Genomic DNA, 12,071 nt, shown 5'->3' on the forward strand with positions numbered 1-12,071 from the left:
GCCGGCGCCAGCTCCGCACCCGCTCCCGCCGTGAGCCGCGATCCGAATGGATCGCAGGCGCAGCAGCAGGGTGGCCGGGTGCGGGTGATCCGCGAGGGGGTGGCGTCCTATCTACCGGACATCGACCCGGAGGAAACCAGCGAATGGCTCGAGTCGTTCGATGAGATGCTCGACCGGGAAGGGCCCGGCCGTGCGCGCTACCTCATGCTCCGTCTGTTGGAGCGGGCCGGTGAACGTCGTGTCGCCATCCCGTCGTTGACCTCCACCGACTACGTCAACACCATCCCCACCGAGAACGAGCCGTGGTTCCCCGGCGACGAAGAAGTGGAGCGGCGCTACCGCGCCTGGATCCGCTGGAACGCCGCGATCATGGTGCACCGCGCCCAGCGTCCCGGCATCGGCGTCGGCGGCCACATCTCGACCTACGCGTCCTCGGCGGCGCTCTACGAGGTCGGCTTCAACCACTTCTTCCGCGGCAAGGACCACCCCGGCGGCGGTGACTCGATCTTCATCCAGGGTCACGCCTCGCCCGGCATCTACGCCCGCGCGTTCCTGGAGGGCAGGCTCTCGACCGACCAGCTCGACGGGTTCCGGCAGGAGTACAGCAACGGCGGCCCCGGCCGCGGGCTGCCGTCCTACCCGCACCCGCGGCTGCTGAACACCTTCTGGGAGTTCCCCACGGTGTCCATGGGCCTGGGGCCGATGAACGCGATCTACCAGGCGCGGTTCAACCACTACCTGCACGATCGCGGCATCAAGGACACCTCCGACCAGCACGTGTGGGCGTTCCTCGGCGACGGCGAGATGGACGAGCCGGAGTCGCGCGGTCTCGCGCACGTCGCGGCCATGGAGGGCCTGGACAACCTCACCTTCGTGGTCAACTGCAACTTGCAGCGCCTGGACGGCCCGGTGCGCGGCAACGGCAAGATCATCCAGGAGTTGGAGTCGTTCTTCCGCGGCGCGGGCTGGAACGTCATCAAGGTGATCTGGGGTCGCGAGTGGGACGCGCTGCTCGGCGCCGACCGCGACGGGGCGCTGGTGAACCTGATGAACAGCACCCCCGACGGCGACTACCAGACCTACAAGGCCAACGACGGCGCCTACGTGCGTGATCACTTCTTCGGCCGCGACCCGCGCACCAAGGCGCTGGTGCAGGACCTGACCGACCAGGAGATCTGGAACCTCAAGCGCGGCGGCCACGACTACCGCAAGGTGTACGCCGCCTACGCGGCCGCGATGGCGCACAAGGGCCAGCCGACGGTGATCCTGGCCAAGACCATCAAGGGCTACACCCTCGGCAAGCACTTCGAGGGCCGCAACGCCACGCACCAGATGAAGAAGCTGACCCTGCAGGACCTCAAGGACTTCCGCGACCTGCAGCGGATTCCGATCAGCGACGCCGAACTGGAGAAGGACCCGTACCTGCCGCCGTACTACCACCCCGGTATGCAGGCGCGGGAGATCCAGTACATGCTCGACCGGCGCAAGGCGCTGGGCGGATTCCTGCCCGAGCGGCGCGCGGCGGCGAAGCCGCTGAAGCTGCCCGGCGACGAGGTCTACCGCTCGGTGCGCAAGGGTTCCGGCAAGCAGAACGTGGCCACCACGATGGCGCTGGTGCGGCTGATGAAGGAACTGCTGCGCGACAAGGAGATCGGCAAGCGGATCGTGCCGATCATCCCCGACGAGGCCCGCACCTTCGGTATGGACTCGTGGTTCCCTTCGTTGAAGATCTACAACCGCAACGGCCAGCTGTACACGTCGGTCGACGCGGAGTTGATGCTTGCCTACAAAGAGAGCGCCGTCGGGCAGATCCTGCACGAGGGCATCAACGAGGCGGGCTCGACCGCGTCGTTCACCGCCGCGGGCACCTCGTACGCCACCCACGGCGAGCCGATGATCCCGCTGTACATCTTCTACTCGATGTTCGGCTTCCAGCGCACCGGTGACGGGCTGTGGGCGGCCGCCGATCAGCTGGCCCGCGGTTTCGTGCTCGGTGCGACCGCGGGGCGCACCACGCTGACCGGTGAGGGCTTGCAGCACAACGACGGGCACTCGCTGCTGCTGGCCGCGACCAACCCGGCCGTGGTGACCTACGATCCGGCGTTCGCGTTCGAGATCGCCCACATCGTGCGCGACGGCCTGCGCCGGATGTACGGCGGCGGCCCCGCGCCACAGGGCTCGGCGCCGCTGCCGGGCACCCGCCCGCACGGCAGTGCGGGGGAGTTCGGCGGAGAGGACGTCTTCTACTACATCACCCTCTACAACGAGCCCTACCCGCAGCCCGCCGAGCCGGAGGACCTGGATGTCGCGGGTCTGCTGAAGGGCATCTACCTGTACAAGCGCGGGGGCGAGGGCGCGGTGCGCGCCCAGATCCTGGTCTCCGGCGTCACCGTGCCGGACGGCCTGCGCGCGCAGGCGCTGCTCGCCCAGGAATGGGGCGTGCAGGCGGATGTCTGGTCGGTGACCTCGTGGGGCGAGCTCCGCAAGGAGGCGCTGGACAAGGAGATCGCCGCGCTGCGCGACCCGGGTGCCGAACCGGGCGTCCCGTACGTCACCGAGGCGCTGTCGCGGGTCGAAGGCCCGTACGTCGCCGCGACCGACTGGATGCGCGCGGTGCCCGATCAGGTCCGCAAGTGGATTCCCGGCGACTTCACCACGCTCGGCACGGACGGTTTCGGCTTCTCCGACACCCGTCCCGCCGCGCGCCGGGTGTTCAACGTCGACGCGCAGTCCATCGCGGTCGCCGCGCTGGCCGGGCTGGCCCGCGCGGGCAAGATCGACGCCGCCAAGGTCGCCGAGGCGGCGGCGAAGTACCGGATCGCCGACGTGGACGCCGCGCCGAAGGCGGCGGTGAGTTCGGACGAAGACCTCGCGTAGCGGAATATTGGATAGTGGACCGTAAACCGCCGCGGCCCCGGCGGATCTCCGAAGGCTCCTCCGAGCACGAGGTGTATCTGCCGACGGGCGCGCTCTCCCCGAACCGGCAGACCCGCGATCCCCTTCCGGACACGCTGCTCAAACGCGTCAAGCAGTTCTCCGGCCGCCTCTCCACCGAGGCGGTGGGGTCGATGCAGGATCGGTTGCCGTTCTTCGCCGATCTGGACGCCGCCCAGCGGGCCGGTGTGCAGATGCTGGTGCAGACCGCGGTGGTGAACTTCCTGGAATGGCTCCAGGACCCGGACAGTGACATCCGGTTCAGCCTGGACGCCTTCCAGGTGATCCCGCAGGACCTGGCGCGGCGGCTGACGCTGCGCCAGACCGTGGACATGGTCCGCGTCGCCATGGAGTTCTTCGAGCAGTGGCTGCCCGCGCTCGCGCGCAACGACCGGCAGCTGGTCGCCCTCACCGAGGCGGTGCTGCGTTACGGGCGTGAGCTCGGGTTCGCCGCCGCCTCGGTGTACGCCAGCGCCGCCGAGTCGCGCGGCGCGTGGGACACCCGCCTGGAGGCGCTGGTCGTGGACGCCGTGGTGCGCGGCGACACCGGCCCGGACATGCTCTCCCGGGCCGCGACGTTGAACTGGGACGCCACCGCGCCGGCGACAGTGCTGGTGGGCACCCCGCCGGGCGAGCAGGGCGTCTCGTCGGTGGGCGCGGTGCACACCATCGCGGCGCGGCACGGTCGCGCCGCGCTGGCGGTGGTGCAGGGCACCCGGCTGGTGATGGTGGTCTCCGGGCATCTCGGTGACGCCTCGTATGTCTCCCCGTTCCTGGCCGACCTGCTCGCCGAAGTGTTCTCGGACGGCCCGGTGGTGATCGGGCCGACCACGCGCACCCTGGGCGCGGCGCACGCCAGCGCGGTGGAGGCACTGGCGGGCATGGAGGCCGTAGTGGGGTGGCGCGGGGCGCCGCGACCGGTGCATGCCGCCGAATTGCTGCCCGAACGAGCTTTGTTGGGTGATCGAGCTGCGATCGACGCCCTGAACGAGTACCTTGTCCTACCGTTGGCCGCGGCGGGGTCGTCGCTGGCGGACACCCTCGATGCCTATCTGGATTGCGGTGGAGCGGTCGAGACGTGTGCGCGTCAGCTGTACGTCCATCCAAATACGGTCCGGTACCGCCTGAAGCGCATCGCCGAGATCACCGGCCGTGATCCGATGAATCCGCGTGATGCGTACGTGCTCCGGATCGCCGCAACAGTGGGTCGTTTGACACGAACCCGTAACGAATCGTCAACACCTACCCCAGAAGTCACGCAAGTCGCGTTCGGCCACGAGGGCGTGTAACGCATTCGGCGAATCGGTCGATTCGGACAGGCCACGTGGTCTTTTGTGGAACCCCCACAAAAGCGCTTCGCAACCTTCATTCGCGTCGACATCTCGTGCGGCCCGCCTCACAGTGTTTTCTTAGAGGCGTGATCGCGTTGTTCGCCCCTGGACAGGGCTCTCAGACACCCGGCATGCTCGCGCCTTGGCTCGACCTTCCCGGCGCGAACGAGCGCCTGACGCTGTGGTCCAAGGCCTCCGGTCTCGACCTGGTCCGTCTCGGCACCACCGCGACGGCCGAGGAGATCACCGACACGGCTGTCACCCAGCCGTTGGTGGTCGCCGCGGCGCTGCTGGCGTTCTCGGAAGTTCCGCAGGACGCGCTTCCTGCCGCTACCATCGTCGCCGGACACTCGGTCGGCGAGCTCGCCGCCGCGGCGGTCGCCGGAGTTCTCTCCGCCGACGACGCGGTCCGGCTGGCCGCCATCCGCGGAGCGGAGATGGCCAAGGCGTGCGCGCTGGAGCCGACCGGCATGTCCGCGGTGCTCGGTGGCGATGAGGCCGCCGTGCTCGAACGGCTCGCCGAACTCGACCTCGTTCCGGCCAACCGCAACGCGGTGGGTCAGATCGTGGCCGCCGGCCGGCTGGAGGCTCTCGCCGAGCTCGCCGCGAATCCCCCGGAGAAGGCCCGGGTTCGCGCGTTGCCCGTCGCGGGCGCGTTCCACACCGCGTTCATGGCCCCGGCGCAGGATGCTGTGACCGAAGCCATAACGAAGATCACCCCGAGCGAGCCGACCAGGACCCTGCTGTCGAACTTCGACGGCAAGCCCGTCGCGTCCGGACAGGACGCGATCGACAAGCTCGCCGCGCAGGTCACCCGGCCCGTCCGGTGGGATCTGTGCACCGAAACCGTCCGGCAGGCCGGTGTTTCGGCGGTGGCCGAGTTGCCACCGGCGGGCACCCTTGTCGGCATCGCGAAACGGGAGCTGAAGGGCACGCCGACGCTGGCCCTGAAGACCCCGGAAGACCTCCCCGCGTTGGCTGAGCTGACCACATCCGGCTAGCTTTCCTCCGCGACCGATGCATCCATATGCGAGGTCGTGACCGGGCAGGCGGTAACCATCGCCCTGCTCGATCCGAAAACAACCAGTAGAGCCCTACAAAGAATCAAGAAGGGAGCCACGAAGTGGCCGCTCTGACCCAGGAACAAATCGTCGAGGAACTCGGCAAGATCATCGAAGAGGTGACCGGCATCGAGCCCTCCGAGGTGACGATCGAGAAGTCCTTCGTCGATGACCTGGACATCGACTCGCTGTCCATGGTCGAGATCGCGGTGCAGACCGAGGACAAGTACGGCGTGAAGATCCCGGACGAGGATCTGGCCAGCCTGAAGACGGTTGGCGACGCCGTTGCCTACATCCAGAAGCTCGAGGCGGAGAACGCTGAGGCGGCCGCCGAGCTCAAGGCCAAGTTCGACAACGCCGAGTAGGGCCGACACTGTGACCACTCCTTCCACCTTGAACGGGAACTTCCCCAACGTCGTCGTAACTAGCCTGGCGGCGACCACGTCGATCGCGGGTGACGTCGATGCGACGTGGAAGGGACTCCTCAACGGCGAGAGCGGCATCGACGTTCTCGAGGATTCCTTCGTCGAGGAATACGACCTTCCGGTCCGCATCGGCGGGCACCTGAAGGTCCGGCCGGAGACCCTGCTGTCTCGTGTCGAATGCCGGCGCATGGCCTACGTCGAGCAGCTCGCGACCGTGCTCGGTCGCGAGGTGTGGCGGAACGCGGGCAGCCCGGAAGTCGATCCCGAGCGGCTGGGTGTGGCCATCGGCACCGGATTAGGTGGCGGCGACGCCCTCATCGATTCCGTGGACAAGCTGAAGAACGGCGGCTATCGCAAGATTTCGCCGTTGGCTGTGCAGATGGTCATGCCGAACGGCCCTTCGGCCGTTGTCGGCCTCGAACTGAAGGCCAGGGCGGGAGTGGTCACTCCGGTCTCGGCATGCTCGTCCGGCTCCGAGGCCATCGCCAACGCCTGGCGGATGATCGTCATGGGTGACGCCGACATCGTCGTCACCGGTGGCGTCGAGGGCTTCATCGACGCGGTGCCGATCGCGGCGTTCACCATGATGCGCGCCATGAGCACCCGCAACGACGACCCGAAGGGCGCCTCGCGTCCCTTCGACAAGGACCGCGACGGCTTCGTCTTCGGCGAGGCGGGCGCGCTCATGGTCATCGAGACCGAAGAGCACGCGAAGGCGCGTGGCGCGACCATCCACGCGCGCCTGCTCGGCGCGGGCATCACCTCCGACGGCTTCCACCTCGTCGCTCCCGATCCGACGGGCGACGGCGCGGCGCGGGCCATGACCAGGGCGATGCAGTCCGCGGGATTGACCAAGAAGGACATCACGCACATCAACGCGCACGCGACCGCGACGCCGATCGGCGACACCGCCGAGGCGAACGCGATCAACAAGGCCGTCGGCAACCACGCCTCGGTGTACGCGCCGAAGTCGGCGCTCGGCCACTCGATCGGCGCCGTCGGCGCCCTGGAGTCGGTGCTGACCGTGCTCAGCATCCGGGACGGCATCGTCCCGCCGACGCTGAACCTGGAGAACCAGGACCCGGAGATCGACCTCGACGTGGTGAAGGGCGAAGCCCGCCGCCAGGAGATCGAGTACGCGATCAACAACTCCTTCGGATTCGGTGGGCACAATGTGGCGCTCGCCTTCGGTCGGGCATAGCCGCGCGATCGACTGCATAACGATCCCCGGCGGGGTCGGCCAGGTGAACTGGTGCGACCCCGCCGTGGTTCTTCATACGCAGCCGCGGCAGCGGCACATACTCCGTTAGTGAGGAGACAACGCGATGACAATCATCGCTCCCGCGTTGCGCCAAGAGACCGCGACCGATCCGCGCGATCCGCTGGGCCGACTCCAGCGCTTCTTCGATTCCGGCACCGTTCTTCCGCTACACCCGCGTGACAAGTCCGGTGTGCTCGCTGCCATCGGCGAGGTGGACGGTGTTCGCACCGTGGCCTACTGCTCCGACGCCACCGTCATGGGCGGCGCGATGGGCGTGGAGGGCTGCAAGCACATCGTCGACGCCATCGACACCGCCATCGACTCCGGCGTCCCGGTGGTCGGGCTGTGGCACTCCGGCGGCGCCCGCCTGGCCGAGGGCGTCGAGGCGCTGCACGCGGTCGGCCAGGTCTTCGAGGCTATGGTCCGCGCGTCCGGCCTGGTTCCGCAGATCTCCGTGGTGCTCGGCTTCGCTGCCGGTGGCGCCGCCTATGGCCCGGCGCTGACCGACATCGTGATCATGGCTCCGGAAGGCCGCGTCTTCGTGACCGGCCCGGACGTGGTGCGCAGCGTGACCGGCGAGCAGGTCGACATGGCCACCCTCGGCGGCCCGGAGACGCACGGCAAGAAGTCCGGCGTCACCCACATCGTCGCCCACGACGAGGCCGACGCGCTGCACCGTGCCCGCCGCCTGGTGTCGATGTTCGCCGAGCAGGGCGAATTCGATCTGGTCGCGGCCGAGCACGGCGACGTCGACCTGAAGGCGATGCTGCCGGAGTCGGCCAAGCGCGCCTACGACGTGAAGCCGATCATCCACGAGCTGCTCGACAACGTCGACGGCGAGTCGTCCTTCGAGGAACTGCAGGGTGGCTACGCCCGCAGCATCGTCACCGGCCTCGGCCGCCTCGGCGGCCGCACCGTCGGCGTGCTGGCGAACAACCCGATCCGGCTGGGCGGCTGCCTGAACTCCGAAAGCGCCGAGAAGGCGGCCCGTTTCGTGCGGCTGTGCGACGCGTTCGGCATTCCGCTGGTCGTCATCACCGACGTGCCGGGCTACCTGCCCGGTGTCGGCCAGGAGTGGGAAGGCGTTGTGCGCCGCGGCGCGAAGCTGCTGCACGCGTTCGCCGAGGCGCGCGTTCCGCGGGTCACGCTGGTCACCCGCAAGATCTACGGTGGCGCCTACATCGCGATGAACGCCCGCTCGCTCGGCGCGACGGCGGTCTACGCATGGCCGGGCTCCGAGGTGGCCGTGATGGGCGCCAAGGCCGCGGTCGGCATCCTGCACAAGAAGGCCCTCGCGGCCGCGCCGGAGGAAGAGCGTGAAGCGCTGCACGAGCGGCTGACCGCCGAACACGAGCGCATCGCGGGCGGCGTGGAGCGCGCCATGGCGATCGGCGTGGTGGACCAGGTCATCGACCCGGCCAAGACCCGCAGCACCATCGCCGCCGCCCTCGCCGCGGCTCCGGCCCGCGCGAGTCACCACAAGAACATCCCCCTCTGAACCGAACCCACCGAAGCGGGCTCCAGGGCATCCTGGGGCCCGCTTCGCGTTTTCGGAATTGCTTGCCCCAGCTACTTCCTGTGGGCGGGGGCTACCGCGGATGCGAACTGATGCGGTGGTCTGCAAGTACTGATATATCGGTCAGATAACGAACGCGCAACACACAGGACACGGGAACAAAATGGATAGCTCGTAGTTTGCGTCACATGGCTGTGACGATCGAAGCTGCGGGGGAGATCCGGGACGAGAAGCCGCCGAAGGCGGCGTGGTATCGGTCGTTGTTCGTGCAGTTGCTGATCGCCATCGTGGCGGGCATCGTCGTCGGTGCCTGCTGGCCGGTCATCGGCGCGGATCTCAAACCGCTGGCCGACGGGTTCATCAAGCTGATCAAGATGGTGATCGCGCCGATCGTCTTCTGCACGGTGGTGCTCGGCATCGCCCATGTCGGCGACCTGAAGTCGGTGGGCCGCATCGGCGTCAAGGCGCTGATCTACTTCGAGGTGATCACCACCTTCGCCCTGCTGTTCGGATTGCTCGTCGGCAACCTGGTGCGGCCGGGCGCGGGGTTCGACGTGAATCCGCAGACGCTGGCCGCAGGCGCGGAGAAGATCGCGCAGAAGACCGGCAACGGCGAATTGCCGCACGCCGTGGAATTCCTGCTGAACATCATTCCCGCGTCGGTCGTGTCGGCGTTCGCGGAGAACGCGCTGCTGCAGGTGCTGTTCTTCGCGGTGCTGTTCGGCTTGGCGCTCGCCAAGTTCGGTGAGCACGGTCCGCCGGTGATCCTGGAGGCCGTCGACCACACCAGCCGGATCTTCTTCACCATCATCGGGTGGATCATGCGGCTGGCTCCGCTGGGTGCGTTCGGTGCGATGGCCTACATCGTCGGTCAGTACGGTCTTTCCGCGCTCGGCAGCTACGGCAAACTGATCGCCTGCTGCTACGCGGCCGCGGTGCTGTTCCTGCTGATCCTCGCGGCGGTGGCGTGGTTGTTCGCCGGAGTGAACCTGTGGAAGTTCGTGCGCTACGTCAAGGACGAGCTGTTCCTGGCGCTCGGCACCGCCTCCACCGAGGTGGTCCTGCCGCGGATCATGATCAAACTGACCGAGGCCGGGTGCTCTCGCGCGACCACCGGCCTCGTGGTGCCGACCGGGTACTCGTTCAATCTCGACGGGGCCACGCTGTATCTGTCCATCTGTGTGCTGTTCCTCGCGCAGGCACTGGGCGTCGACCTGAGCGTGTGGGAGCAGATCACCGCTGTCGGGGTGCTGATGCTGACGTCGAAAGGTATGGCGGGCGTGCCCGGCTCCTCGTTCCTCGCGTTGTCGGCCACGATCAGCGCCATCGGGCACGGCTCCATTCCGGTGGCGGCGGTGGCGTTGCTTCTCGGCGCCGATCGGATCATGGATTCGATGCGGGTGACGGTCAATCTGCTCGGCAATTGCGTCGCGGCTCTCGTGGTGGCGAAGTGGGAAGGTCAGCTGGACAGCGGACGGATGCGCAAGGTGCTCGACGGTGCGGAACCGCCGCCGCCGCCGACGGAGCAGGATCCGATGGCGGAGTACAGCCGTCACCGATCTGCGGAATAGTGACATCTCACGAGGGGGAACGCGGCGCGACGCTGGGTAGCATCGGGGGGTGCGCTACGAAGAACTGGCCGATGTGCCGTGCTCGATCACGCGCCCACTCGTGATCTTCGGTGATCGCTGGACCCTGCTGATTCTCAAGTCCTCCTTCTCCGGCATCCGGCGTTTCAACGCCTTTCAGAGCGCACTCGGCATTTCCCGCAGCCGGTTGCAGGACCGCCTGGACCGGTTGCTCGAGCACGGCATCCTGGTCAAGCAGAAGGCCGCCGTCGGTGCGCACGAGGAATACCGCCTCACCGCCAAAGGCCACGACATCTACCCGATTCTGCTGGCCATCCGCGATTGGGGCGATGCCTACATGGCGCCCGAGGGACCTCCGGTGCGCTACCGGCACCACGAGTGCACCGGCGAGGCGCATGTGCGGCTCGAATGCGATTGCTGCGGAAACGAACTGACCGCGCGGGATGTCATTCCCGAGCCCGGGCCCCGTCTGCTCGATATCACCGGAGCCCAGAAGCCCGCGGGGAGTGCGCGCTAGCGCACGCGGCGGGCAGAGCGCCGATCGATCTCGATCGGCGAACCAGGTGATGACCTCGCCCGGTTCGGCGCGCGCGATGCGGAAGCAGGGGCGACGCGCCCGGACAAGGAACCGGTTGTCGGCGTTGCCGCGATCAGCCCGCCCGGACGAGGCAGAATCCCGATATGGCGTCCGAAGCCACCGCCGCGCGCGACCGCAAGCGGCACGGCAGGCACTACACGCCGCCCGCGCTGGCCCGGTTCCTCGCGCAGCGGCTGCTGCGGCATGTCACGCCGTCGGCATCGGGATGCCTGCGCGTACTCGATCCGGCCTGCGGCGACGGTGAGCTGCTGTTCGCCCTGCACGCCGAGGCGGTGGTGCGATTCCCGGGCGTCCGGCTGGCGCTGACCGGCTACGACCTCGACGTGTCCGCGCTCGCGGTGGCGCGCGAACGCGCCCGTGCGGCAGGAATTGCCGCGACCTGGCGCAGTGCCGACTTCCTCGCGGTCGAGGCCGAGCTCGCAGACGGCTCGTTCGACGCGGTGATCACCAACCCGCCATACGTGCGCACCCAGCAGCTCGGCGGAGCGACCGCGCGATTGCTGAGCAAGCGGTTCGGCCTGCGCGGACGGATCGACCTCACCCATCCGTTCGTCGCGACGCTGCCGCGGTTGCTGGCCGCAGGGGGTGCGCTGGGCCTGCTGTGCGCCAACCGCTTTCTGACCACCAAGGCCGGTGCGAACATCCGCCGTCTGTTGCTCACCGAGCTGGCGCCGGTCGAGCTGTACGACCTGGGCGACACCAAGCTCTTCACCGCCGCCGTGCTTCCCGCGATCACCATCGCGCGGCGCGAAAGCTACCCCGAGGGCTGCCGGTACGTCTCCGCCTACCAGGTCGATGGCGAAATACCCTGTGAAAAAGGGCTTTTCGACGCGCTGACCGACGATCACGGCTCGATCGTCGAGCACAACGGGCGGACGTTCGCTGTCGAAGTCGGCAGCTTGGTCATCGGGCACGAACCGCCGGGCACACGCGACGCCGGTACGCCACTCGCGGTCGCGGGCAATGGGAGGCCTGGACCCGTCGCGAGAAATCCGGGCAGCGGCGGAACCCGTGAACCGGAGACCGCGTGGCGGATGTCGCATGACGCGGTGGACTCCTGGCTATCCCGGATCGGCACGGCCACCTGGCGCAGTTTCGGCGAACTGGCGCGCATCCGGGTCGGCATCAAGACGACCGCCGATCGCGTGTTCATCTCCGACCGCTGGGCCGAGGCCGACCCGTGTCCCGAGCCCGAACTGCTGCTCGCGCTGATCACCCACCATGACCTCGCACCCTGGCGGGCGACCCGTGGCCGCGACATCCGCGTGCTGTACCCCTACGATGTGGCGCGGTCCTGCCGTACCCCGATCGATCTCACCGAATTCCCCAGCGCCGCGGCCTATCTGCTGGCCAACA

Annotated in this window: 8 protein-coding genes and 1 pseudogene; all 9 read left to right on the top strand. The window is 68.2% G+C overall.

The window, feature by feature from the left end; translation table 11 throughout:
* Positions 1-30 precede the first annotated feature (30 nt).
* A complete protein-coding gene (gene aceE / locus ON34_RS08085) occupies positions 31-2,877 on the top strand; it encodes a pyruvate dehydrogenase (acetyl-transferring), homodimeric type (RefSeq protein WP_373291886.1) in 2,847 nt (948 codons plus the stop codon).
* A 44-nt stretch (positions 2,878-2,921) separates the two neighbouring features.
* A complete protein-coding gene (locus ON34_RS08090) occupies positions 2,922-4,223 on the top strand; it encodes a PucR family transcriptional regulator (RefSeq protein WP_373291887.1) in 1,302 nt (433 codons plus the stop codon).
* A 128-nt stretch (positions 4,224-4,351) separates the two neighbouring features.
* Entirely contained in the window at positions 4,352-5,266 is a 915-nt protein-coding gene (locus tag ON34_RS08095) for an ACP S-malonyltransferase (protein ID WP_040776185.1), read from the top strand.
* Between the two features lie 122 nt (positions 5,267-5,388).
* A complete protein-coding gene (gene acpM, locus ON34_RS08100) occupies positions 5,389-5,691 on the top strand; it encodes a meromycolate extension acyl carrier protein AcpM (RefSeq protein WP_040776189.1) in 303 nt (100 codons plus the stop codon).
* A gap of 10 nt (positions 5,692-5,701) precedes the next feature.
* Positions 5,702-6,952, top strand: a complete 1,251-nt coding sequence (locus ON34_RS08105) for a KasA/KasB family beta-ketoacyl-ACP synthase (RefSeq protein ID WP_040776192.1) — start codon at positions 5,702-5,704, stop codon at positions 6,950-6,952.
* A gap of 124 nt (positions 6,953-7,076) precedes the next feature.
* Positions 7,077-8,510, top strand: coding sequence for an acyl-CoA carboxylase subunit beta (locus ON34_RS08110; protein WP_040776194.1), 1,434 nt, complete (start codon positions 7,077-7,079; stop codon positions 8,508-8,510).
* 206 nt (positions 8,511-8,716) lie between these two features.
* Positions 8,717-10,099 carry a C4-dicarboxylate transporter DctA gene (gene dctA / locus ON34_RS08115; RefSeq protein ID WP_051022264.1) on the top strand — a complete coding sequence of 461 codons (1,383 nt, stop codon included), beginning with the start codon at positions 8,717-8,719 and terminating at the stop codon, positions 10,097-10,099.
* 49 nt (positions 10,100-10,148) lie between these two features.
* Positions 10,149-10,634: a winged helix-turn-helix transcriptional regulator gene (locus ON34_RS08120; RefSeq protein WP_040776197.1), complete on the top strand. Its 486-nt coding sequence runs from the start codon at positions 10,149-10,151 to the stop codon at positions 10,632-10,634.
* Between the two features lie 164 nt (positions 10,635-10,798).
* Positions 10,799-11,365 (top strand): annotated as a pseudogene (locus ON34_RS38500) (Eco57I restriction-modification methylase domain-containing protein); the annotation flags it as partial.
* Positions 11,366-12,071: the final 706 nt, after the last annotated feature.

It is taken from the genome of Nocardia pneumoniae NBRC 100136, assembly GCF_000308755.1.
In the GTDB taxonomy this organism is placed as follows: Bacteria; Actinomycetota; Actinomycetes; order Mycobacteriales; family Mycobacteriaceae; genus Nocardia; species Nocardia pneumoniae.

What these genes read in the sequence shown, in the direction of transcription:
- ON34_RS08110 (WP_040776194.1), top strand. Translation starts at nt 7,077, where the DNA reads ATGACAATCATCGCTCCCGCGTTGCGCCAAGAGACCGCGACCGATCCG.
- dctA (WP_051022264.1), top strand. Translation starts at nt 8,717, where the DNA reads ATGGCTGTGACGATCGAAGCTGCGGGGGAGATCCGGGACGAGAAGCCG.